The organism is Jeotgalibaca sp. PTS2502 (assembly GCF_001975685.1).
Taxonomy (GTDB): domain Bacteria; phylum Bacillota; class Bacilli; order Lactobacillales; family Aerococcaceae; genus Jeotgalibaca; species Jeotgalibaca arthritidis.
This window is the reverse complement of the sequence record NZ_CP019433.1, coordinates 27,538-52,840: the sequence shown is the minus strand read 5'-3', so window position 1 is coordinate 52,840 and position 25,303 is coordinate 27,538. Positions and strand designations below refer to the sequence as shown.

Below are 25,303 nucleotides of genomic sequence, written 5' to 3'. Positions count from 1 at the left end.
CTCTAACGGCCGTGCTGTTTATTTTCTTTTTGAAATAATTTTGCTTCAACAGGGCCTTTACTATCTTGATTTAAATAGTTAGCGATAAAGGTTAAGCCCAACATCATACAAAAAATAATAACCGAAATAGCGCTGGCAGCATGACCTGATACCGATCGAATACGATCTAGGAAAATACCTGTGGTTTCAAAATAACTACCGGCAATAATATTAACTAAGACAAAATCACTAAATAAAATACCAATTGATAGTAATAAGGTTGCAACTAGTCCTTTTAAAATGCTAGGAACGATGATCATAAAGTAAGCATACAATTTACTAGAACCCAATGTTTCAGCTGCTTCTAAAATAGGTTTCATCTCAATCGTTGTTAAGGCATTTTTAATCCCCTGGTACATATAAGGTAAAATGACAATGCTGTAGGCACATCCTAATAAGAAAATACGGTTAGATAAAAATCCCGGTCGAGAAGCATACAAAGAAATAATTGAAACAGCTAAAATAACGCCTTGAATCCCGTAAGGAATTTTAGATAGGATATCTAAATACTTGTCCCATTGTGGGTAATAAACTTGAATCACATACAATGTTAATAGCAAAACAACTAGCATCACTAATGTCGGTACAATTGAAATCATTAGTGATCGACCAATAGCAGGTAGCATATTTTCCTTACCACCTAATACCGATTGATAAAATTCTAAAGTAAAGCCTTTTGGAACGAGAGACGAAAAATCTCGGAATAACGAATTGATAATAGTTACCAAAACAGGTAGGAGCAAAAATAAGGCAATCGCTCCGATAATCACTTTGGATAAAAATGATGACTCTTGCTTCATTTAGACTCCCCTCCTTACTTTCTTCAGTAATAAATGACTGACTAAGGTCATCACACTCATCATCGCCAACATAATAATGGATAATGCACTACCCAATTCCACCTGCTGGACAACGTCCCCTGTAAACATAGCGGATATACGAATCGGCAATAACGCATAATTACTGCCTAACAAGGCATAAGGTGTTGCGTAAGCAGCTAAGGCATTGGAAAATAATACAGAAAAGGTTCCGAAAATACTCGGTAATAAAATGTGAATCCCTACTCTAAGCCAAAACTGAAAGGAGCTTGCTTTTAATATCATTGCTGCTTCTTTATATTCTTGGTGAATAGCGTCAAATGAAGGATAGAGTAATAAAATCGCTAGAGGAATTTGAAAATAAATAAACGTAATAATAATGCCCGATGTCCCATATAAGTTGTAATCAGCTAGTCCTGGAATACCAAACTGCTGACCTAGCAAGGTGAGTGTTCCTGAATTGCCTAGTAGTAAAATAAAGGCGAACGCAAGAACAATCCCTTGAAAGTTAGCAGTCATGTTTAAAATCATAATAAAGGCTTTTTTTAATTTAGGACTGGCTGTATGAATGGCATAGGCACCTAAGATAGCAATCAGAATTCCAATCAATGCAGATAACATCGTTACCTTTAAACTATTGATCAAGGACATCACATAATAATCGCTCGAAAAAATACTAGCAAAATTTTCTAAACTCCATTTACCCGTGGACGGTGATAGAAAACTGTTTAGGAAAATGCTAAGGAGCGGTAGCAATTCAAACAAACTAATTAAAACAACAAAAGGCAATAATAAAATGAGGTACTTCCGTTTCTCAGCTACGACCATCTACTCCGTCCCCTTCCATTTGATAGATTGAACGGTTATCATCTTGTCAGATTTTGGAATGGCTAATAACTCACATAAGAATGGCGCCATCTCGAGTTGTGGAACAGGACTCGTTTCTAATCGATAGTCACCAACTGCTACTTTATCTGAAAAAATATAAAGGGGAACTAACTGGTCACTGTCACTGGTGCCATTATGAGTATGGAAGTGGTTCATGCCATGATCAGCTGTTACCACAATTTGATAGCCATTCTTCATCCACTGCCAAATATATTGAGATAGGATACTATCCACTCTTACCGCAGCTTGGACATACTCTTTGCTATCTGAGCCATAGCGGTGGCCAGCATCATCAATATTCATCGAATGAATCAAGGTATAATTGGAATTTGTCTGTTCAATTAAATAGGCACCATCACTGATTAAATGACTATCTGGGTAATGGTCTTCAAAATAAAAGAAACCATTTTCGATTGTTTGGTTTGTATTTAACTGAATGCGGTCAGTCATCGGATTAAATGGTGATCGGTTATAGAGTTCACTAACCCAATGGTAGCTAGCAGCAGCTGTTTTCAATTGTTGGTTTCTAGCCAATTGAAAGACACTGACCTCTTTAGATAAGCGTGAGATTGAATTAGAAGTAATCCCATTTTCATAAGCGGCAACGCCCGTTTGTAACACTTCATATAAGGGACGCGATTGAGCTGGTAACTCTGATTTTACGGTATAAGCTGCCATAATCTTTTTTTCAACAAGATGTTCCAGAAAGCCCATGTGGTCACGGGCCGTTCTGGCATTTAATCCATCTAATACAATAAAAATAACGTTATTCATATTAACAACCTTTTCTTAGTTAATTTTCGTCAAAATCTCTTCTTGCCATCTTTGGCCAAGTCCTGCTGCTGCTTTTTCCCAAGCATCGTAGTCTGAAATAGGTTGCGCTGCTTGATATTGGTCTTGTGGCAACAAAATATCTTGGACTTCTTGCGGTAATTCAACATTGTCACGAATAGGACGCGCATAACCTTTTGCTAAGTTAATTTGTCCCTCATCAGATAAAATATACTCACGAGCAAGTGCGGCTGCATGTGGGTTTGGTGCTGTCGAATTAATAACTGTTGCATAACCACTTTGTACCGTACCATCTTGTGGAATCGTTACGTCAAAAGAGGCATTAGGGTTAGTTGATTCAATTTGATCCGCATAGTTTAACGCATTAAAGTCCCAGAACAAGCCAACTTCAATCTCTCCTGATTCCAAACGTGCTAGAGACGTATCGCCTAAATCTAAACGTCCTTGCTCAGCTAATTCAGCAAATAAAGCAAGACCTGGATCAAGATTTGTTTCGTCGCCACCATTGGCAATAGCTGCTGATAATACAGCGTTTTGAGCTTGAGTTGCCGCATTAACATCGCCAACAGTTACTTTATAGTCACCATCTAATACATCTTGCCAAGATGTTGGCACATCACTCACTTTTTCTGTATTGGTCATAAACGATAACGTGCCATAATAACCAACAATCCAATCCCCATCGTCATCTTTGGCCCATTCTGGGATATCTTCCCAATAGGATGTTTTATAAGCAAGCGTTAAGCCGTCTTCTTCAGCAATGGGACCAAATGATTGGCCAACATCACCGATATCCTTCGTTGGGTTATTTTGTTCTGCTTTAAAGATAGCCAATTCTTCAGCTGAACTCATATCTGTATCAGCGTGCGCTAAGCCGTAGTTTTCTTCTAACTCCTGCCAGGTTTCTCCCCAGTTTGCCCATGTATCTGGCATACCAACTGATTCAACATGACCTTCTTCTTTTGCTTGTGTTTCAATTTTTTCCAAAGTTAATTCATTTAAGTTCAACTCATTATTTGTCGTCGCAATTCCTTCTGAGCTACAAGCCCCTAATAATAAAGAACTGCTTAGAGCTAACCCTTTTAATAACCCTTTATTTAGACCATTCATTCGAAAAAAATCTCCTTTAAAAATAAGTATTTTTTAATAAAACTATAAACTAGATGTTAGCAGAGTCTTATTTATTTTCAGTAAATGACGAGTTAAGTTTATGTAAAGCGACTTTTTGGTCTTTAAACGTCTAAATTTTATGATAGACAGAGGAAATAAGATGCAGAATCCCGTTAGGATTTTTATCTTATTGTGCGGACTTGTATTAGTCTTATCTGCCCTTTTATACTTATTAGGTGTTCAAGCGGTCAATTTGCACGTATGATTGAAAATGCTGTTGCTAAAGCATTCTCAGAATAATAAAAAGAGTAAGCAAAGCTGGTTTTTAACAGTCATGCTTACTCCTATTTCTTTTCAATTTTAAAATAAAGCATTACAATGATTGTAATAGAAGAAAGTAGGTGTTCAGATGAATTCCCATCGACTAGACAGACAAAATGCCCATCTTGACTTAAACGATCCTGAGGTTCAAGCTGTTATTGAACGCTATCAGGATTATGATGAAGTGCCTTATATTTCACCCAAACGCCCCCTTAAAGAATGGCTCGATAAAGTTTCGGATGGCAGAGAAACGCTCGTTCCAAAACGCCATATGGTTCGTTATGAAGAGGACATTTTGCCAGGTTATCTCATATTATTATGGCGAATAGGCTTCGGAACATTCAGAAACGACAGTATTTATCCTAAATACTTTGAATATAATTATGGCATTAACGGCCAACAAGCCTTAGAGGAATTACTTGAAAAAGGTTATGCGAGAGAATTAAGCGCTAGTGAATCGCTCACTTATCTCAGCGCTGCTCAATTGAAAAGCCGCTTAAAAGCAGAAAAAATCAGTGGTTACTCATCGCTAAATAAAGACCAATTGATGATGCTTATTCGCAGTCATTTTGATGAGGAAGCCTTACAAGACTTCTTTACGCTAAGAGGCTATGAACTGACAGAAAGTGGACAAGCATTACTTAATCGCTATCCTGAAGTCGTTGACCGCCACCCGAAGAAAAACTATTAAAAAAGAACGGATACCATTAGGGGGGCTAATGGTGTCCGTTCTTTTGTTTAAATACAAACCATTTACTACTGATGTAGTTTAAAACGACTACAATGACTTGTGTGATTAGTTTGGCTGGTTCGACAGGGATGTTAATCATATCAATCAGTATAAACATGCTGATCATATCAATGAAAGCCGTTATCAAACGAAAGCCAACGAATAAATAAAACTCGCGCCACAGCGCCTGTAAATGCTTTGTTCGTGATTTGAATACATAGCGTTTATTCGTGAAGAAGGCGAATAAAATGGATAGGATAATTGCAATCGCATTTGCCCACAAGTAAGGTAAGGCTGAATACCTTTCTAGTACCAAAAATACGACAATATTCACAACTGTAGTCAGACCGCCAAAGACTACATATCCCACTAATTCTTCATACCGTTTCATTCGCTCTTTCACCGCAACCGCCCTCTCTTATGCTCTTGATTATACCTAAGAAAGGTGTCGCCGTCTAACAGAGGATTGTTAGACGTTAATCAATCTGTGGAATAAATAAATGACCATTTGTCGCTGCCATAATGGCTTTAATGGCATGCATTCTATTTTCAGCTTGTTGGAATTGGCGCGCTTGGGGGCTACGGAAGACCTGATCAGTTACTTCCATTTCGCTAATTCCAAATTGACTTGCAATCTCTTTTGCATAGCTTGTCGTGTCATCATGAAAGGCTGGTAGACAATGCAAGAAAATATAATCCTTTTGAATTTGCTTGGTTAAAGCTTGATTAATTTGATAGTCCAGTAATAGTTTAATTCGTTCCTCAAACTGATCTTCTTCTCCCATAGAGACCCACACATCTGTGTAAAGGGCATCTGCATCCACAACAGCAGACTGAATATCGTCTGTTACGGTAAGCTGCGCTCCTGATTCTTGGGCGTAGGTTTGCGCTAAAGTTAAGACACTATCATCTGGGAAAAGACTGTTAGGTGCCGCAATCGTGACATTGACACCTAAAATAGCTCCAGTTACAAGTAGGCTATTGGCAACGTTGTTACGACCATCACCACAATAAACCAATGTCAGTCCTTTTAAATCACCAAATTCTTCCTTTAATGTCATGTAATCTGCAATCATTTGAGTAGGATGCCAATCATCAGTTAGGCCATTCCAAACAGGAACACCCGCATACTTGGCTAAATCTTCTGCTACCGCTTGGCTAAAGCCACGAAATTCAATCCCATCAAACATACTGCCCAATACTTTCGCTGTATCTTCAACAGATTCTTTAGCATTTAAATGAATATCATTGGCACCTAAATATTCAGCTGACGCACCTAAATCGCTGGCAGCAACGGTGAAAGCGGCTCTTGTTCGAGTTGAACTCTTTTCAAAGAGTAAACAAATATTTTGTCCTTTTAAATACTGGTGAGGAATGCCTCGTTTTTTTAAGTCTTTTAAGTGAATTGCAAAATCAATCAAATAGTTGAGCTGACCTGCTGTAAAATCAATTTCTTTCAGGAAGCTTTTTCCTTGAAACATATCAACACTCCTTTTCTTTTTTATGGCCAGATTGGTGCTTGCGTTAAGCCTGTTGTCTCGTCCAAACCAAAGATAATATTCATATTTTGAACGGCTTGGCCACTAGCACCTTTAATGAGATTATCAATCACAGCTGTGATAATAATGGTGTTAGTCGTTTCATCAACTGCTAAGCCGATATCACAATAGTTAGAGCCGCTCACAGCTTTAGTTGTTGGTGTTTCGCCTTGGTTTAATACTCTCACAAAGGGCTCACCTTGGTAAGTTTCTTTGTAAAGCTTATCAATATCATCATAGCTTAAGTGGTGGTCATTATGCACATAAATAGTGGATAAAATCCCTCTCTGCATCGGAACCAAATGTGGTACAAACATCAATGATACGTCTTCTTGGCTAATAGCTGTTAGCTGTTCCACAATTTCTGGTGTATGACGGTGAGTCCCAACGGCATAGGGTTGAATGGTTTCGGTTGCTTGAACAAATAGATTGCCGTCTTTCAAACCACGCCCTGCTCCTGAGAGCCCAGATTTAGAATCTGAAATAATGGTTTGTTTGGGTTTGTAGCCCGCCTTTAGTAAGGGATACAAGCCTAGAATAACCGATGTTGGATAGCAACCGGGATTAGCAATTAAGTTTGTTTCTTGAATAGCTTGGCGGTTTATTTCTGGAAGACCATAAACAGCTTTTTCCAAAAGGTCAGTTACCTCATGTTTAGTTTGATACCATTTCTCATAAACATCAGGATCACTTAAACGAAAATCAGCCGACAAATCAATAACCTTGATTCCTTTGTTAACGGCTGTTTTAACAGCTAGTTGGGATGCCGCATGCGGCAATGCGCAAAAGAGGACATCAATTTGGTCAAACAAATCCGTTTCTTCGATTTCAATTGCAGAGAACCCTTTATCAAAAATCGCTTTTAAATGGGGGTAGCGACTTGAAAAAGCTGCATCGGCATAATTATTGGAATGAACGAAGACTAATTCAATGTCTTGACGTTGAACGAGCAAACGGACCAGTTCTGCGCCAGCATAGCCGCTAGCACCGAGAATACCTACTTTTATCACGAAATCACTTCCTTTAGTTGTTCGCTAGCGACATAATGATAAGCATTTCTCGCTTCACCATCTGCCGGAAAAATATGACCACAGAAACTAAATCCAAATTTCTGAATAACATGAATCATTGGTTTATTGGTTTCATGTGTATATATACGAATATTAGAATAATGGTCTAAGACCCACCTCATACAGTACTGACTCGCCCCCTTTAACTTACCATTGGTACACATTCTATGAATGGTGACATAAGGATCATGAGAAAGCCAATCCCCATTAGTCAATGTATCAAAAAGTGGATTATGGTCTTGTAGTAAATAAAAAGTTGCTACTATGGTTCCTTTTGGTAAAAGGGGTTCTTCTGCTTCATCGGTGACACAAACATAGGAATAGCCACTTTGAATATCAGCTTCTAATACAGCTTGGCTAGGGTCACCATTTTGCCATTGGTAAATATTTCCTAATTGCCGTTGGAGTTTTCTGCCATAGTCAAACATATCCATTAAGATAGGTAAATCGAGCCAGCTCGTTTGTCTAATTTTCAAAGCCTACACCTCTACTTCTCCTAATAAATCTGTTAAAGCAGTCACCATAGCATCTATTTCCTCATAGCTAATCGTCAATGGCGGGATAAACCGCAAAATAGTCCCTTGCGTACAATTAATAATGAATCCTTTCGCCAACATCTCTTGAACGATTGTTGCACCAGCACTGTTAAGCTCTAAACCTAGTAGTAACCCTTTTCCTCTGACCTCTTTAATTAACGGCTGATTGGCTTGTAAATTAAGCAGTTGTTTTTTCATATAATGACTTTTCTCTTTAACAGTATCTAAAAATCCTTCCTTTAGTAATTCTTCTACGGTTGCCTTGCCAGCTGCTGTCGCTAAGGGGTTGCCACCAAAAGTTGTGCCGTGGCTGCCAGGTTGGAAAGTTGTGGCATAGTCACCTTTTGCTAAAATGGCACCAATCGGCAGACCGTTTGCTAGTGCTTTTGCCAATGTGATGATATCAGGCTCAATGGCTGATTCTTCATAAGCAAACATGTAGCCTGAACGGCCCATACCGCACTGAATTTCATCGAAAATAAGCGCACAGTCGTATTGATCTGCTAGCTGGCGAGCGGTTTGAAGAAACTCTTGTGTCGCTGGATAAACCCCGCCTTCTCCTTGGATAGGTTCCAAAATAATCGCTGCTGTTTGCTGACCGACTACTTGTTTTAGAGCCTCACTATCGTTAAAGGGTGTGAAGACAAACCCACTGGGATGAGGGCCATAGCCTTCACGGTAATGGGCGTTATCCGTCATATTCATGGTTGCCAGTGTCCGACCATGGAAAGAACCTTTCATCGCGACGATTTCATTTTTTTCACTGCCATGAGTGAGATAGGCACGCTTACGGGCTAGTTTAACGGCTCCTTCATTTGCTTCTGCTCCTGAGTTAGAAAAGAAGGCTTTGTCAGCAAATGAGTTATCACATAGCAGTTTAGCTAGTGCTACTTGCGGCTCAATATGAAATAAGTTTGACGTATGAACGAGTGTATTAGCTTGTTGGAGCATGGCTGACTTTACCTTTTCATTGCTATAACCCAGATTAGTCACTGCAATGCCAGCTAGGAAATCAGTATAATGCTTGCCTTCTGAATCGATTAAGGTTGACTCAAAGCCATCAACAAAGACTATCGGTTGGCGGCTATAGGTGTTCATTAAGTATTGGTCTGCTGTTTTGATAACAGATTGTTTATCGATCGCCGTTTTCATGAATATCCTCCTCATTGGTCACCATTGTTCCAATACCATCCTTTGTAAAAAGTTCAATAATGATCGAGTGTGGGATGGTCCCATTAATAATATGACAGCGGTGAACGCCCCCTTCAATTGCGCCTGTACAACAATCGAGTTTGGGTATCATCCCTCCGGAAATAATACCATCAGAAATTGCCTCTTTAATTTGTGATAGAGTTAGTCTTGATATAAGTGTCGTTGGATCTTTCGGATCATTTAAGACGCCATCAACATCTGTGATGAGCATTAATTTATCTGCTGATAAAGCTGTTGCTAAATGTTTCGCAACTTCATCAGAATTGATATTTAAACTCATACCGTCCTCACCATAAGCAATGGGTGAAACAACCGGTAAATAGCCATCTTTAATCAGATTTAAAATATAATCTGTATTGATATGAGTCACTTCTCCGACTAAGCCTAGCTCTGGGTCTCTTTGCTTAGCTAAAATGGTTTTACCATCTTTACCGCTCATACTCACACTCGGTACTCCATTAGCATTAAACAAAGATGCAATATCAGGAGAAATACTTCCTGTCAAAACCATTTCAGCTACCTTCATCGTTTCCGGCGTAGTGACACGAAGACCATTTACAAATTTGGTTTCAATCCCCTTCAATGCCATCATCTGGGTAATCTCAGGACCACCGCCATGAACAATCACTGGATTCATCCCAATATATTTAAGTAAAACAATATCTTTTATCACGGAAGCCTTTAACTTATCGTTCAACATGGCATTGCCGCCATACTTAATCACAACAATCTTATTATGAAACTTTTTAATATAGCCTAGGCTGTCAATTAATATCTCGGCCCGTTCATCTGCTGAAATAATCATCCCATCACTCCTTGTCGATTGCGTTTTATTTATTTTATGTCGAGTAGCTAGGTTTTTTCGCTCACTCGACATTTTTAGCTAAAAAAGCCCGCCTCTATCCTAAAATAGAGACGGGCTTTCCCGCGGTACCACTCTGATTAATAGACGCAATGGCCTATTCCCTCGATCTGCGATAACGCTCAGCTTGCGAAATTGGCTACTTATCTTCGTTCACCAATCTGTCTCCAAAGTGCGCTTCATTTACCCCACCTGATAAGCTTCCACCTGTCCTTATCTCGCTAGTAGGTTAAGATAAATTACTCTCTTTGTCCTCGACTACTTTATTAACATATTCTTTTTAATCCCTTGTTGTAAAATCGTTTCAGGATTTAATTCATGATAAATATCTGCTTGAATGACTGCTGAAAATTGCGCCAGCTCATCAAATGCCAAATCATGCAACTGACTGTCTTTTTCAATAGCATACAAGACCATTTGCCCGACAATACCGTGAGCTTCTCTAAATGGAATGCCTTTACGAACCAAGTAGTCCGCTAATTCTGTAGCATTCAAGTAACCTTCATGAATGGTTTCTGACAAACGTTTTTCATTCACCGTTAACTCTTGAGTGACACCCGTTAGTATTTTGACACACGCCATTGTCGTATCCAATGCCTCAAAATAAATCGCCTTATCTTCCTGCATATCTTTATTGTAGCTTAGCGGCAGACCCTTCATCGTGCCATACATGGCATTCAAAAGACTAATCACCTTCGCTGACTTACCCCGAATAAGTTCTAAGGCATCCGGATTTTTCTTTTGTGGCATCATACTGCTACCTGTTGAAAAATGGTCCGACAACTCAATAAAGCGAAATTCTTGGCTAGAGTAAATAATAAAATCCTCAGCAAAACGACTCATATGCATCATTAAACTAGAGAAACAATGCAACGCATCGATAATAAAATCGCGATTACTCACACTATCTAAGGTATTACGTTGAACCGCTCTAAACCCAAGCAGGTCTGTCGTTTGTTGGCGGTCAATTTGGTAAGTAGTACCAGCCAACGCACCAGCTCCCAGTGGGTTTTCATCGAGTAAATCAATAGCATGATCGATTTTCTTAATGTCTCGCTCAAACATAGCTACATAAGCATCTAATACATAGGAAAAGGATACAATTTGTGCCCGTTGCAAGTGAGTGTAAGCAGGCATCAAGGCATCAACTGATTGCCCTTTTTCTTGAAAGGCTTGAATCATTTGACTCGCCAACACTTTCAAATCAGCCAAACTCTTTTTAACATACAGCTTCATATCAACCGTTACTTGGTCGTTACGACTTCTTGCCGTATGCATTTTCTTACCCGTATCACCGCAGGCTTCAATCATTTTAGCTTCTACAAAACTATGAATATCCTCATAATCACCGGTTAATAACGATGGATCAGCTTCAATGGCTTGATAGAGTTTTTTGAGTTCACTCTGCAGAAGTTGACTTTCTTCCGAAGTGATAATCTGACAATCACCTAGCATGGTGACATGAGCAATACTTGCTGTAATATCTTCTTGCCAGAGGCGTTTATCAAGAGAGAAGGATTCATTAAACGATTGCATTAAACTTGATGCAGCTTCTTGGAAACGGCCGCCCCATAGTGTTGACATATTAAATCATTCCTTTTCTCTTTTGAATTTTCGTTGGCAGAGTAATCACATTGATAAAGCCTTTTGCATCATGATGATCAAATAAATCATCTTCGCCGAATCCTGATACGTCTGCATCAAACAATTCGTTTGGACTCGTTAAGCTATGTGGCAAGACATTGCCTTTGTAAAGTTTCAATTGTACTTCACCATTTACATATTCTTGCGTTTGGTTAATCAAGGCTTGAATCGCTAGGTTGGCCTGTGAATACCATTGGCCGTTATAAATGAGTTCTGCCAATTCAAGTCCGATATATTTTTTTAGTTTAATGGTTTCTTTTGTCAATGTTAAACTTTCCAGACGCTCATGCGCATCTAGCAGAACAGTGCCACCCGGTGTTTCGTAAATGCCACGCGATTTCATCCCAATCGTCCGGTCTTCAATCCAATCAAGAACGCCGACACCATGTTTACCAGCAATTTCATTTAGGGTTTTTAAAACGTCTGATGGTTTCATTGCTTGGCCATTTACAGCTGTTGCACGCCCTTGTTCGAACGTAATAGCAACCACTTCTGCTTCATCTGGCGTTTGTTCTAAGGCATTTGTGATATGTAAGATGTCTGCATAGTTAACTGCATTTGCTGGACTTTCAATATCACCGCCCTCATGGCTAATGTGCATTAAGTTTTCATCTTCAGAATAGATTTTTTCTTTAGTAGAGGTGATCTGAATTCCTTTTTTGTTAGCATAATCGATAGCATCTTCACGGGATTTAATCTCCCACTCACGCCATGGTGCAATAACCTTCATTTCAGAGTCAAAGGCTGCAATACCCATTTCGAAACGAACTTGGTCATTTCCTTTTCCAGTACATCCGTGACAAATAGCTGTTGCATTTTCTTGGTGAGCAATGTCAACAAGTTCCTTAGCAATTAAAGGACGAGCTAGCGCTGTTCCTAATAAGTAAGTGCCTTGATATTTGGCATTAGCTGAGATAGCCGGATAAATAAAATCTTCCGCAAATTCATCAGCAACGTGTGGACAGAAAAATTTACTTGCCCCTGATGCAATAGCTTTTTTCTCGACTGCGTCCCAGTCTTCCTTTTGACCAACATCCACACAAACGGCAATAATTTCACCGTCATAATTTTCTTTTAACCAAGGAATCGTAATTGATGTATCCAATCCACCAGAATATGCTAAAACAATTTTTTCTTTTGCCATTTTTTCTACCCCTTTTATCATGTTATTGGTTGGAAGGGAGTTTTTGTGTACAAAAAACCGCCCCTCACAGTTATGCAAGAGACGGGTTAAAGGTATATTAATCCGCGGTACCACTCTAGTTGACATGCTCATAGACATATCCACCTCATTTTGTTAACGCCAGATCTGCGGAAGAAGCTACTGCATGGTTCACCTCTTCATCCGATAAAGTGCGGTTCAACCAGCATTTTCTGATGGGCTTCCACTCTACCCCAACTCGCTTTGAGAAAAACACTCTGATTTACTCTCTTTATCATTGATTTTATGATATAAAATTTTTATATGTTGAAAACATTATATGAAAAGTAAATAAGCTTGTCAACACATTTTTTCATTTATTTTTAACTTACTCTCATCATATTTTTATTAAGCATTCTTCTCTTATCAAATATTTAAATTCCTTTATTAACAAAACTCTAATCATCAGGAACTAAAAATTTACGAGTCGTTTTTGTTATATTATCGAATACCGTTGCCATTTATTGGAACGCCATCTTATTACAAAGACAATGGAGCGGAAAGTCCAGTCGACAATCATCGCAATCCAAACGCTCATTAGACCCATATCAAAAACATAAGCAAGGAGAAAACTACACCCTACACGGAAGACAAACATTGAGAATACGGATACGTACATCGTTGAAACAACATCTCCTGCTGCTCTCAGTGCATTTGGAAGTGAGAATGAGGCTGGCCAAATTAACATCACAGCTACTCCATGAAGAATCATGACTTGGAACGCCAGATTGATTGCTTCTGGCGAAAGGCTATAAAAATTCAAAACTGGCTTTAATACAAACAGAATCGGAATGTTAAGCACGATTATATATATATAAGCTTTTTTCATCAATAGTCTCGTATAATACTTAGCTTGCTCGTATTCCCCTGCTCCGACGCAGCGAGCAACGACAGTAGTAATAGCAAGTCCCATGGCTGCACCCGGTATAATTTCTAATCCAGTTAAACTGTTTGCAACTGCGTGTGCTGCAATGGAGGCAGTACTGAACGTCGCCACTAATCCTGTCATAATAATTTTCCCAATTTGGAAAATACTATTCTCCAATCCATTCGGGATCCCGATTCGCAAAATTCTTTTTATCATTTTAAAATCAATATCGCGTGGATTATAAGAACTTATAAAGACAGGCAATTTAGGATTCCGCAACATGTACATCATAGTGAACGAACTAATCACCCTTGCGATTAGAGTCGATAATGCGGCTCCCAATACACCCCATTTGAAAATATAGATAAAAACAGAATTTCCTACTATATTAATAACATTCATGATAAGTGCATTAATCATTGCTTTTTTAGAATCGCCCATCACCCTTAGCAATGAAGCAGATACATTAAAAAGACCTAAAAATGGAAACGAAGCAGCTGTTACGTAAAAATAAGTGACGGCACTCTCCATAACGGGCGCCTCCACATTTCCAAATAACGTTCGTAAAATCTGGCGGTTAAAAACAAGAGAAATAACTGCTACAAGAGTAGCAATAAAGGCAACAACCAAAAATAGCTGTTTCGCTGCATGCTTACTCATTTTGCTTTCCTTTTTCCCTAGATACTGACCTACAATAATGGCTCCCCCGGCCGCAACAGTAGAGAAAAAGTTAATCGCCAGGAAATTGACACTGTCTACTAAAGCAACTCCAGATACGGCTTGCTCCCCCGCATAAGCGACCATCATCGTATCGATGAAACCAATCGATAAAGCAAGTGCCTGTTCAAAAATCAAAGGGACAATTAATTTCCTCAAAGCTTGAGGACTAAATAATAATTTTTCGTCTGCCAATTCACCTTTTACCAAAAATAAAAATCTCCTTTTTACTAAACCTTTTTATTACAAATCTCAAATATAAGTTTGTCAGCTTGAAACTCACAATGATGCAACGCATTCCTTTCAAATTTATTTTCATTCAAAAAGATTGTTTAAATCGTACAGCAAAACAGAAAGCGTTGTCATTTTTATAAGATTATTCTTCTATCTATTATAGCTAATTATCATAATAATTGCTTGGTTGAAAGGATTGATTTCGTGAAAAATAATCGTGTTGATTCTATCGATGAGTCACTTTGTTTTTATATTGTTTGGATGCAGTGCAATTCAGACAGCAGGAAACAGTTCAGATTGAATGGGTCATGGAAGGAATCACAGATAAAAGAGGAGCTGTTCTTGCAGAAAATAACGAGCATACTCCTTCTGAGGAACGATACCAGATGATGATTGATTTTCAAAGAGATGAGGGGGCTCACCTAAGCCCCTTCAAATAGTTGAGTCACTAAGAGGTTCCTGCGATTTATCCTGCTTCGCCAAAAATGTCTCACAACAGCCAATCCAACAATCTTCATATTCTGCTTGCGAAATAATTTTAGTCGATAAATCAAGAATCTCGTGGAGTTGTGCCACTTTACACCACTCCACACATTGGTGATACAGATTTTCTAAATCGTCAGAGATAACGTCCTCTTCTAGGATAAAAGGTAACGCTTGAATGCCATTTTGGGCCGCTACAAAGGCTCGTGTATGGCCGTCGATGAGGACTGGTTTTTCACTCCACGAAAAGGAATGAATCGTGATTGGTGAAAAGTTCGTCAAATCAGACGAAAACCATTCATTTATTTTCACAATCTTCGTATGCGATAAAAACAATTGGCTCAGTTGAAGCTCTTTTATTGTTATCATATTTTTCTCAAAGTTATCCACTGTGGAAAACTCCTTTCGTTTTATATTTTATTTATCCACAATGTAATCAAATAAAAGAGACTTTTGGGTCAGCCTCCGGTTGGGTACACTAAATTTTGTGAAGACTATCAAAGACATATAGATCAATACCGCTTGACGAATCACTTAAAACATAAACCCGGTGTATCGATTCAAGTCGATTGGAGCGGCTCAACCATGGATTTGCTCGATACTGACACCGGTGAATTAATAACTGTTTACCTCTTTGTAGGAACCCTGCCTTACAGTCAATACACCTATGTAGAACCCACACTTGATATGAAAAGCGACACTTGGCTTCGTTGCCACATAAACATGTTTGAATATTTTGGCGGAACGACTATCCGGCTTATAAGTGACAACTTAAAGACAGGTGTGATCAGCCATCCAAAAGAAGGAGATATTGTCTTAAATGAGCAGTATGAGTCTTTAGCCAATCATTACGTAATGGCTGTCATACCTGCTCAAGTACGTAAACCAAAACAGAAAGCAGCTGTAGAAGGCGCAGTTGGTAAAATAGCCATGGCCGTGATTGCTCCACTGCGAAATGAAATCTTTACGACTATGGGCGAGTTAAAGGCAGCTATTCGTGAAAAACTGGAGTTCTATAATGCCAAACCTTTTCAGAAACGTGAAGGAAGCGGACGGCTCATATTCACAGAGACAGAACAGGAAAAACTCCGACCGTTGCCTTCAATCCCTTATGAAATTGCTGAGTGGGTTTACGGAAGAACCGTTAAACTCGATTGCCATATTACCTTTCAAAAAAACAACTACTCCTGCCCCTACCAATATGTAAAAAAGAAAGTGGATTTAAAAGTAACCGCTCATTTTCTTGAAATCTATTATCAAAATGAACGAATTGCTACTCACAAACGATTTCCCACCTATAAAGAATATACCTTTTCAACCTTAACTGAACACCTGCCAGATCAATTTAATCGACTAGAATGGAACGAACAGAGGTTACTAAATTGGGCACAAACGATTGGTCCTTTTACTTATAAAGTAATTCAACGTATTTTTGAGAGATTACAACTCAAAGAACAAGGGTATCAGTCTTGTTTGTCTGTTTTAAATCTATCAAAGAAACACTCCAATGAAGCCTTAGAGAAAGCATGTCAGATTGCTTTAGAACGACTTCACTCGCCAAGGTATCGTCAGTTAAACACCATTTTAAACAACCCCAATAATAAAGAGATTTTAGAACAAGCAGAAAGTGCCCAAAAAGAAACCCTAGGTTTTGTGAGAGGCCCAGAATACTATGGAGGAGATATCAATGATTGACAACGAAACAGTACGCAAATTAAGACAATTAGACTTAAGCGAATTTGTAGATATATTAGAGATGCAAGAAATGGATCAGGATACCAGACACTTGCCTTTTGACGAACGCCTACAGATATCCATCGAATACCTTTACCAAGAAAAATACAATAAACGAGTAAGTGGATTAATTAAACGATCCAAGTTCCGAATACAAGACGCAGATGTTGCTTCAATCCACTATGAAAAACGCGAGATTGACCGTCAAACCCTTCAAGAACTGGCAACCTGCAATTACATCAATCACCGACAGAATGTTATTTTCCAAGGGTTTACAGGTTCAGGAAAAAATACTTAGCTTGTGCTTTAGGCAAGGAGGCCTGTAAACAAGAAATTCGAACGCGCTATGTCCGCCTCCCTGATCTATTAATCGAGCGAGATGAAGCGACCCTCAAACCTAAAGGCGTAACGAATCTCATCAAAAAGTTTTCCAATTATGGTTTGCTTATTATAGACGAATGGTTACTGGATGACTTATTGGAAGAAGATTTAAAATTTCTCTTTGAGATTATTGAGCGTCGATACGATTCCGGCTCCACTATTTATTGTACACAATTTAGAAAATCGGATTGGCATCAAAGACTAGGTGGCGGTGTCCATGCGGACGCGATAATGGACAGAATCGTTCATAATGCGGTTTGGTATGACACCGGTCAGCTAAATATGTGCGAACACCATTCCTTCAATCAACAATAAATAGAAAAATCACCTAAAATAGCTATGCTGAAACTGGCATGGCTATTTTGCTGGACTCAAAGCACGTATAAGCGGACTCCAATTGGATATCCAAAGACTCAAGAGAGTGGATAGGTGGGCCTGAAGGCGCGTAATAATCAGTCTGATGTCTCTATTTTTAATTTGGTCATTATATTCTTGGCTATAATGATTTATTTCGAAATAGATTAGGATATTACCTAGTCCAACTTCTCTCTAACAAAAAAAATCCCCTCATCCGCATTTCTGCTTCAAAGGGGAGTCATTCATTTAATTAATAGTATTCTATTCTTTTCTTTCGTCTTTCTTAAACGTAAATGCTAACGCAACGCCACTTCCGATGAAGACTAATCCAATGATTGAAACCATTAGATCGTTTGTTTTTCCTGTAAAAGGTAAATTGTCTTCTTCACTGTCTGTAGCTGCGTCTTCTTCAGTTGAATCATCTGTGTCCGATCCGTCTGCTTCTTCTCCGCCAACTCCTGGTGTATCAGTTCCTGTACCAGGGCTTTCTGATCCAATGTCAGCAACAATTGCTTCTAGCGCTGCAATTCGAGCGAGTAAGTCTGCAATTTCGGCATCCGTTACGGCGTCTAATCCACGTAATCGTTCATATTCTGCACGGATTACGTTCAACTCTTCAACGAGTGCCGGGTTGTTTGTGGTGATTTCATCAATTGCTGTTTCTAAATCTTCTAAGCGATTTGCAATTTTATCTAAGCGCTCGTCGCCTGGTGTTTCAGGCTCAACTGGTGCTTCTGGTTCAACTGGTGCTTCAGGTTCTGCTGGTACTTCAGGTTCTGCTGGTACTTCAGGTTCTGCTGGTACTTCAGGTTCTGCTGGTACTTCAGGTTCTGCTGGTACTTCAGGCTCAACTGGCTCTTCTGGTTCTTCAACCGTGTCACCTGCAACTAAGATAACTGTACCGCCATCCGCGTTCCCAGGGATGTCGATCGTTACTGTACCATCTCCTGCGACTACGTAAGTTACGTCATTATATACGTCAATAACTTCTGAACCAGCCGCTAATCCTAGTGCAAACGTTGAAACTCTTGCGTTACTTGTCGAGTTTACTGCAAATGTTGATTCTACTGCATCTTCATTCGTGTTTAACCCAACAAATATTTGTTCATTACCGTACGTACGAGCAAACACTGAGTAACCTGTTTCGTTTGTTCCAGCTACATGTTGACGTGTTCCTTTTGAGAAGACATCTGAGTAGTCGGCACGAATATTTAAGAGTTTCTTGTAGTGTGTTAACATATCATTCTCGTCGTTTACACGATCCCAATCAAAGTCATAGCGGTTTTCACTAAACTCTAAATTATCCATATCTCCCGCTGCTTTACCCGTAAGACCAATTTCTTCTCCGTAGTAAATAACGGGTTGTCCTTTAGCTGTCATTTGAAGGGCAGCGGCTACTTTAAACTTGTTTCTAGCCTCTTCTTCTGTAAGGGCATTTTCTCCTTGTGTAAGACTATATAAGAACCCATTTTCATCATGACTACTTAAGAACTGTCCTAACATTGCGGTGTTATCAATCTTACTGTTTCGATCTGCTAGTTGTGTTTCAATAGCTGAGATATTTCCAGTAATGAATTCTTTTGTCTGTGATTTGAAGTTAAAGTCTAACAATGAATCCATACGACCAGTGCGCAGTTGGTCACCCGTGTTATTTACACTTGCTCCATACCACTCACCTATCAGTTTGAAGTCTGGTTTGGCTTTTGTCAGTTCATTTTTGAATGCATTCCAAGTTTTGTTATCAACATGTTTAACTGTATCCACTCGGAAGTAATCAATTGTATTATTATTATCTGTTTTAAGTTCTTGTAACCTTGTTACCCATGCTACTTGCCATTCAATTAAGCGGGCTCGAACTTCTGGGTCTTCTGTTCTAAAGTCAGGCAAACCATCTAATTCCATTAATTGATCATGACCATCAACTGGATTTTCACGAATCATATCCTTAAACTCTGTGTCATATCCTGCATGGTTTAATACAACGTCCACCATTATTTTAATACCACGATTATGAGCTGAATCGATTAATTCTTTCAATTTATCAATGTCACCTAAGTGTTCATCAATTTTCTTAAAGTCTTGAGCCCAATAGCCGTGATATCCGTACTGGTTGCCTTCCTTTTCAGCCCTTAAATCATGATCGATGTTATCCACTATTGGTGTAATCCAAATCGTATTGATCCCTAAATTTTTTAGGTAATCTAAGTTGTCAATAATACCTTGGAAGTCTCCTCCATGATACGTTTCCGGTTGAGTAACATCGTAATTTTCACCATTCGGATTATCGTTAGATGGATCTCCATTAGCGAATCGGTCTGTTAGCATAAAGTAAATTCTTGCTTCATCCCAGTCAAAATCCGCATCATCTTTAATTTGACGTGATTTGATTTCAATTTCTACTGTTTCTCGATGCTTATTTCCATATTCGTCAACTAAGAATACATCAAGTTGCGTGATTCCGGCTGGCGTACCTTGCTTAACTGCAATTGTGTGTTCTTTCAATTCTAGATCAATCGCAACTTTCACTGGTCCACCCACAGGGCTTAAATCAATGTAAGCTTCTCTTAACTTCACATGTTCTGGAATGGATGGCGTAATCGATACGACAGCATGTTGGTTATAATCAATTGCCGCTGGTTCAATAGCTACATCAAATGAGATATCAGGTATTTCAAAGACTAGTGTTGCTATACCATCTCTATCATCATATGGATCGTTAACCTCTTTCGGCTCTTCACCGTCATTATAAGTCACTAAATAAGTGTACTCATAAATGCCTTCTGGAATATTTTCCACTGTATAAACAAAGTATTCTTTCTCTGGATCATATACCATGTCATAAGTCATAACATCTTCTTCAGGCGTATTGCTTAAAGTTGCTAGCATTTGACGCTCAAAGAATGCAAAAATACCCGGTTTAATTTTCTTCAGTTTTAACTCTACTTTATGAATTGTGTCCATTTTATCTTTTAAGAATAACTCTGGATCTCTAAAGAAGAATGTTGCATCACCGTCTTCTAGAATAGGACCAGGAATTGATGGGATAGCATCATATTCCCCAGCACCTTCGTACACGGTCACTTTTGTAACTAAGTCTTTTTGATCAATTTTGATTGAGCGGTCTTCTCCATATGGATCTTTAATTTCCCAATCCGTTCCTTTTCTTAATACAAACCCTATACTTTCTATACCAGGTGCCACTTCGATTAATACTTTAGCGCTGTTGCCTTCTGTAATTTCTGTAAAATCGATTTGGTCATCTTTAACACCAGTTCCCCAGACCCATATGTTCCATTCATCATAGTCATGATTGTTTCGTACATATGTGAACTCGACATAACGACTTTCAAGAACTTCTTCCGGCATAATTAATTGACTATTCCCGTCATTACCTACCGTCGAATCATTCGATGGGTCTGCAATCCAAGTCCCACCATTAATTACAAATTTGTATTCATAACTACCTGGTTGAACTGTAGTTGTTACTGACCATACATTGTCATTTCCTTTTTCCATAGCTAATACTGAATTGTTCCAATCGTTAAAGCTTCCAGCTACAGTAACTGATTCCGTTGTTGCGTCACCTACGAAATTAAATGTGACAGTACCATTTTTATTAATAACTGGTGAGTCAACTTCGACTGGGTACTCTACTTCAACTGGTTCTAATTCATCTACCTTGATAATGGTTGCTGATAAAGCATCTAATGTTACTTTGTTCCCATCAACTTGTACACCAGATGGATTCTCTATTTTAGTCGTTCCAGCTATTTCTGCATCAACCACTATTTCACCGTCTGATAAATCAAATGGAATTGTAAAGTTTCTTTCTTCATTATCTGAGTTAATCATGACAAAATATGTGTGACCATTTGAATCCGTTGCACGGTAAACAATTGCTAGGTCTGTTTTCTTGATTTCTGGAACTCTTACAAGTGAAACCTTTTCATCAATTTCCGCCATTGTCCCTTTGCTGAATGCATCCGTACTTCTTCTTAACTCGATTAACCCTTTTGTATAAGCACGAGTTGTTGTATGGATCGGGAAGTCTGCTGTGTTTGTAGCCATGTTCCAATCAAACTTGTTTACCGCATCCGTCGAGTCATACGAGTCATGCACAAAGTATGGATATTCAAACGGGTTTCCGTCTGTATCCTCCATGTAAGTGATTTTGTCTGGAATTTGATCTGCTGGTACAGGGTTTATAAAATCTGGATGTCTAAATTGTTTTGTTCGTCCAAATTCTTGTCCAGCATGAATAAATGGTGTTCCTTGTGCTGTTAGAACCATCAAGTTTCCTAAACGAATTCGTTCGTGAATTTCTTGTTGGTGATCTTTTGGATCTTTCTTAATCGATTGTGCAATAACATCATGTAAGGTTAAGTTATCATGCGCCGCAATATATGGAACAACGTCGCCTGGATCGTCCGCTTCAAAGTTTCCAGGGTTGGCTGTTAAGTTGTTATAAATACTTTCAACTGAACGAGCTCCGCCGGTTAAGAAACGTGGCTCACCTTCACTACCAAATCCTGATTTTAATTCATTACGCATTTCGTCAGAGAATGATCCAACTGCTTTTGTATCTTTCATCCATTGTTGGTCAGCAGGTTGTACATTATCGCCGTCATCTCCAGCGTATGTTACCCACCCCTCACCAATCATTAGAATATTCGGGTTAATCGCTGCTGCTTTGTCATAAGCTTTTTGAATCGACTCCGCATCGTGGTCACCCATCATGTCAAAACGGAATCCATCTACTTTGTATTCTTCAACCCAGTAAGTAATTGAGTCGACTAATACACGACGAGCCATTTCATGAGTTGTTCCTAAACGGCCACCACCAAAACTCGTTTTCGGCGTACCGTCAGCTTCCATAAAGTGGTAGTAGTTTGGTTCTAAGTCTTCAAAGATGTAGTCACGAGCTGTATGGTTATAAACAACATCTAAAATAACACCCATACCACGCTTGTGGATTTCATTAATTAGGTTCTTGAATTCTTCAATACGTTTCGCTGGGTCCGCTGCATCTTCTGAATACATACCCGTTAACGCAAAGTAACTTTGCGGGTCGTAACCCCAGTTATAATTGGTTCCACCTGCCTTATACTCCGGCATACGTTCATGGCGGTTAAACTCATCCGCGAAGAAGTAGCTCATCACTGGTAATAATTGAACGTGAGTCGCTCCTAAATCTTCGATATAATCTAGTTTTTCAACAAACGCCGCAAATGTACCAAATTGACTTGTTAAGTCATCTGCGATAGTAGGATCTGACGTAAAGTCACGAACGTGCACTTCATAAATAATACCATCCTCACGCTTTTCAAATCCTTCAATATTTGCAAAGTCTAGATCAGGACCAATGTCTCTTGGGTTTACAATTGCTGCTTTCCCAATATAGTTTTGCCCTTCTCTTTCATTATCCCACTGCGCCATTGAACGAGCGTAAGGATCAAGAGCTAAAACTTTTTCTCCGCCTCGATCAATTTCAAAGTGGTAGAAGTAACCTGTGACATCTGATAAACCAGTCGTTGAATCGTCTAATTCGACTGCCCAAACACCACGGTCTCCTTTTGTCATTTCAACATTTTTAACAATTTCATCTTGGTCATTTTTATCGTATAAAATAACGTCTACGTTATTCGCACTTGGCGACCAGAATTTCAGTGTTGGCGTACCGTCTTCACCGAAAACTAAGCCTAATTCGCCATCATAGGCATAAAGAGAATCTTTCAAGCGCCATCCAACGTTTACTAAAATCTCGCGTTGGTTATAAATAACTTTATAGGCACCCTGTTCAAAATCAAATTCACCTTCTAAAATGATAACATTACGTTCTGTATCCATTGTGATGGTGTAATTAGTTAGATCAACGTCTTCATCTGAATTCATTAACGTTAGTTCTTCTCGAATCATTTCTTCTGTAACGCCTTCTAATGAGTGAAAACCAATTTCTAATTGGTCAGCCGCTACAATTTCAGCACTTACAATACCAACTTCACTCGCAAAGTATGGATTCGTATAAACTGTATCGTCCCCTGCGCGTAAGAATATTTGCGTGTGGTCGAATTTATCTAATGAATAATCACCTGTTTGAGCATCACCAGCTTTATCTAAAAACTTAAATCCAATCTTTTCAGCATTCTCTTTAAGTTTTAAATTAAAGTGCGAACCATACAGCCCACCTGAATGCATATCGTGAGCCCCTTCAGGCCAATCAGCAATTTCACTTGTAGCTGTTTCAACATCACCCCAAGTCCATAAACCTAATTGTTCATAGTCACTACCTGAGTAGTTTATGCGAATCGTATTCGCTTCTTTTAATGGTTCATAAGGGAATGCTTCGTAGTCTGCAGTAATCCACACTTCATTCATCTCTGGTACGATGATATCCAGACCTTGATTTTCCGATATATTTGTACCACCTGTATTATTAATTAAATAATTCACTCGTTCTGGTGATTCGGCTAGTTCAATATCTAAATAGTAACCAAAATCTGTTTTAGTCGCTTCTGAAAAAGAAGTTGCGCCATTTGGCCAAGATGCAATATCTTCTGAAGCTGTTGCAACGTCTTCCCAAATCCATAAACCTAATTCAGCTACGTTATCCGATGGTAAACTTTCGAAGTGCATTCGTAAAAAACCATCTTTGATTGGCGTTACTTCTGTTGGTTCTTCTGTTTCACTTTCTGTTGGTTCTTCTGTTTCACTTTCTGTTGGTTCTTCTGTTTCACTTTCTCTTGGTTCTTCAGCTTCATCATCTGCTGATTCTTCTGAAGTCTCAGAGTCCTCAGGCGTTTCCGGTTCTTCAGGAACTACTGGAGTTTCTGGAACTTCAACCTCTTCTGAAATGACAACCGTATAAGGTGCCGTGTAAATAGATTGAACATCTGAATCTTCTTTACCATCTGTAGTAGGATCGATGTGATTTTCGTCAACTTTCGGAATAACATCAAAAGCACCATGTCCATCGTTATTACCTGTTAAGACAGCATGTACACTGACAGCATCATCGTTTTTTAAGTCCAGGTGCTCTAAAGGTATTTTCCCTTCAAAACCGACTTCACGATTAACGCTAAATTCAGCACCTTCGAGATCTTCAGAATCTAGTACTTTTTCAAAGCCTTCTTTATTCGCTTTACTAAACTGTACCCAATTAACTTCTGTATCATTCTTGATTCTGAAAGATAGTTGATATTGTGGTTTATTATCCATTCCTGAATAATTAAACTTCGACGCCCAAGGATTCCCACTATTTTCTGAATCCTCATCATTTACCTGCAATGCGAGATTCAAGTAGTGACCATTGTCACCCCAGTTTGGAATATTATTTGCATCTACCCAAAAATATAGAAACTCATCATCATTGTGTAAATGTAAGTTTCCAATAAGAGACTCATCAAATTCCTCAACTGACGGTTCAATTGGATCGATTCCTTCCCAATCGTCTTTTTTCGCATCTATCGAAATCGTTTGCGCGACATTCTCCGTAGCTTCTTGGGCCATAACCTGAATGGGTATAATGGCTGGAACAATAACATTCAGCAGCATAATCATTGAAGCTAGATAAGAGAACACTTTGTACCTAATCTTATTCGACAATATTTCTTCCTCCTAATTAATTTGATGTGTATAATTACGAAATAAAAAACGCAACAAAACGAAACCGGCTGCACTTAAAATGTATCAGAAATCGCTTACACTTTCAAGGGCTTTTATATTTTTTTAATTGTCATTAAAAAAAGCTTCCTACCAGCGTTTAAAAGCT

General features: G+C 38.9%; 17 protein-coding genes, 1 pseudogene and 2 other annotated features. Of the genes and pseudogenes, 3 read left to right on the top strand and 15 right to left on the bottom strand.

The window, feature by feature from the left end:
- Positions 1-2 precede the first annotated feature (2 nt).
- The 4 genes from BW721_RS00235 to BW721_RS00220 are packed head-to-tail and all read right to left on the bottom strand — an operon-like array spanning position 3 to position 3,647.
- Positions 3-839, bottom strand: a complete 837-nt coding sequence (locus BW721_RS00235; RefSeq protein WP_076765072.1) for an ABC transporter permease — start codon at positions 837-839, stop codon at positions 3-5.
- Positions 840-1,685 (bottom strand): ABC transporter permease, encoded by an 846-nt coding sequence (locus tag BW721_RS00230; RefSeq protein WP_076765070.1) that lies wholly within the window; start codon positions 1,683-1,685, stop codon positions 840-842.
- Positions 1,686-2,519, bottom strand: a complete 834-nt coding sequence (locus tag BW721_RS00225) for an alkaline phosphatase family protein (protein WP_076765069.1) — start codon at positions 2,517-2,519, stop codon at positions 1,686-1,688.
- A 15-nt stretch (positions 2,520-2,534) separates the two neighbouring features.
- Positions 2,535-3,647: an ABC transporter substrate-binding protein gene (locus tag BW721_RS00220; protein WP_076765067.1), complete on the bottom strand. Its 1,113-nt coding sequence runs from the start codon at positions 3,645-3,647 to the stop codon at positions 2,535-2,537.
- Positions 3,648-4,056: 409 nt separating this feature from the next.
- Here BW721_RS00220 and BW721_RS00215 point away from each other — a divergent pair, with 409 nt between their 5' ends.
- Positions 4,057-4,659, top strand: a complete 603-nt coding sequence (locus tag BW721_RS00215; RefSeq protein WP_076765065.1) for a hypothetical protein — start codon at positions 4,057-4,059, stop codon at positions 4,657-4,659.
- Positions 4,660-4,684: 25 nt separating this feature from the next.
- Here the strand turns inward: BW721_RS00215 and BW721_RS00210 are convergent, their stop codons facing one another.
- From BW721_RS00210 to BW721_RS00160, 10 genes are all read right to left on the bottom strand, one after another.
- The gene (locus BW721_RS00210) at positions 4,685-5,089 is read right to left on the bottom strand and encodes a GtrA family protein (protein ID WP_083686891.1); all 405 of its coding nucleotides are present in this window, start codon (positions 5,087-5,089) and stop codon (positions 4,685-4,687) included.
- 85 nt (positions 5,090-5,174) lie between these two features.
- Positions 5,175-6,179 carry an ornithine carbamoyltransferase gene (gene argF, locus BW721_RS00205; protein WP_076765061.1) on the bottom strand — a complete coding sequence of 335 codons (1,005 nt, stop codon included), beginning with the start codon at positions 6,177-6,179 and terminating at the stop codon, positions 5,175-5,177.
- Between the two features lie 20 nt (positions 6,180-6,199).
- On the bottom strand, positions 6,200-7,246 hold the full coding sequence (gene argC / locus BW721_RS00200; protein ID WP_076765059.1) for an N-acetyl-gamma-glutamyl-phosphate reductase: 1,047 nt from the start codon (positions 7,244-7,246) through the stop codon (positions 6,200-6,202).
- Positions 7,243-7,782, bottom strand: a complete 540-nt coding sequence (locus tag BW721_RS00195; RefSeq protein ID WP_083686729.1) for a GNAT family N-acetyltransferase — start codon at positions 7,780-7,782, stop codon at positions 7,243-7,245. The genes argC and BW721_RS00195 overlap by 4 nt, the downstream gene beginning before the upstream one ends.
- Positions 7,783-7,785: 3 nt before the next feature.
- On the bottom strand, positions 7,786-8,994 hold the full coding sequence (locus BW721_RS00190) for an aspartate aminotransferase family protein (protein WP_076765057.1): 1,209 nt from the start codon (positions 8,992-8,994) through the stop codon (positions 7,786-7,788).
- Entirely contained in the window at positions 8,975-9,859 is an 885-nt protein-coding gene (gene argB, locus BW721_RS00185) for an acetylglutamate kinase (RefSeq protein ID WP_198031369.1), read from the bottom strand. The genes BW721_RS00190 and argB overlap by 20 nt, the downstream gene beginning before the upstream one ends.
- A 103-nt stretch (positions 9,860-9,962) precedes the next feature.
- Positions 9,963-10,180: a binding site (T-box leader), on the bottom strand.
- Positions 10,175-11,500 (bottom strand): argininosuccinate lyase, encoded by a 1,326-nt coding sequence (gene argH / locus BW721_RS00180; protein WP_076765055.1) that lies wholly within the window; start codon positions 11,498-11,500, stop codon positions 10,175-10,177. Its footprint overlaps the feature before it by 6 nt.
- Position 11,501: 1 nt before the next feature.
- On the bottom strand, positions 11,502-12,704 hold the full coding sequence (locus BW721_RS00175; RefSeq protein WP_076765053.1) for an argininosuccinate synthase: 1,203 nt from the start codon (positions 12,702-12,704) through the stop codon (positions 11,502-11,504).
- 74 nt (positions 12,705-12,778) lie between these two features.
- Positions 12,779-13,009, bottom strand: a binding site (T-box leader).
- Positions 13,010-13,197: 188 nt separating this feature from the next.
- Positions 13,198-14,556: an MATE family efflux transporter gene (locus BW721_RS00170; protein WP_198031367.1), complete on the bottom strand. Its 1,359-nt coding sequence runs from the start codon at positions 14,554-14,556 to the stop codon at positions 13,198-13,200.
- 456 nt (positions 14,557-15,012) lie between these two features.
- Positions 15,013-15,453, bottom strand: a complete 441-nt coding sequence (locus BW721_RS00160) for a hypothetical protein (protein ID WP_076765049.1) — start codon at positions 15,451-15,453, stop codon at positions 15,013-15,015.
- A 132-nt stretch (positions 15,454-15,585) separates the two neighbouring features.
- On the opposite strand from BW721_RS00160, the gene istA reads away from it, so the two are divergent.
- Both istA and BW721_RS12275 read left to right on the top strand, forming a co-directional pair.
- Entirely contained in the window at positions 15,586-16,758 is a 1,173-nt protein-coding gene (gene istA, locus BW721_RS00155) for an IS21 family transposase (RefSeq protein ID WP_232222927.1), read from the top strand.
- Positions 16,736-17,493, top strand: a pseudogene (locus tag BW721_RS12275) (ATP-binding protein). The gene istA and the pseudogene BW721_RS12275 overlap by 23 nt, the downstream one beginning before the upstream one ends.
- Before the next feature lie 303 nt (positions 17,494-17,796).
- Here BW721_RS12275 and BW721_RS00145 read toward each other — a convergent pair.
- Positions 17,797-25,137: a pullulanase gene (locus tag BW721_RS00145; protein WP_076765045.1), complete on the bottom strand. Its 7,341-nt coding sequence runs from the start codon at positions 25,135-25,137 to the stop codon at positions 17,797-17,799.
- Positions 25,138-25,303 lie beyond the last annotated feature (166 nt).

Bases quoted from the DNA above. Each gene is read 5' to 3' on its own strand.
- argB (WP_198031369.1), bottom strand. From the start codon at position 9,859: ATGATTATTTCAGCAGATGAACGGGCCGAGATATTAATTGACAGCCTA.
- BW721_RS00210 (WP_083686891.1), bottom strand. From the start codon at position 5,089: ATGAAACGGTATGAAGAATTAGTGGGATATGTAGTCTTTGGCGGTCTG.
- BW721_RS00220 (WP_076765067.1), bottom strand. From the start codon at position 3,647: ATGAATGGTCTAAATAAAGGGTTATTAAAAGGGTTAGCTCTAAGCAGT.
- BW721_RS00225 (WP_076765069.1), bottom strand. From the start codon at position 2,519: ATGAATAACGTTATTTTTATTGTATTAGATGGATTAAATGCCAGAACG.
- BW721_RS00230 (WP_076765070.1), bottom strand. From the start codon at position 1,685: ATGGTCGTAGCTGAGAAACGGAAGTACCTCATTTTATTATTGCCTTTT.
- argF (WP_076765061.1), bottom strand. From the start codon at position 6,179: ATGTTTCAAGGAAAAAGCTTCCTGAAAGAAATTGATTTTACAGCAGGT.
- BW721_RS00175 (WP_076765053.1), bottom strand. From the start codon at position 12,704: ATGGCAAAAGAAAAAATTGTTTTAGCATATTCTGGTGGATTGGATACA.
- BW721_RS00215 (WP_076765065.1), top strand. From the start codon at position 4,057: ATGAATTCCCATCGACTAGACAGACAAAATGCCCATCTTGACTTAAAC.
- BW721_RS00235 (WP_076765072.1), bottom strand. From the start codon at position 839: ATGAAGCAAGAGTCATCATTTTTATCCAAAGTGATTATCGGAGCGATT.
- BW721_RS00190 (WP_076765057.1), bottom strand. From the start codon at position 8,994: ATGAAAACGGCGATCGATAAACAATCTGTTATCAAAACAGCAGACCAA.
- argH (WP_076765055.1), bottom strand. From the start codon at position 11,500: ATGTCAACACTATGGGGCGGCCGTTTCCAAGAAGCTGCATCAAGTTTA.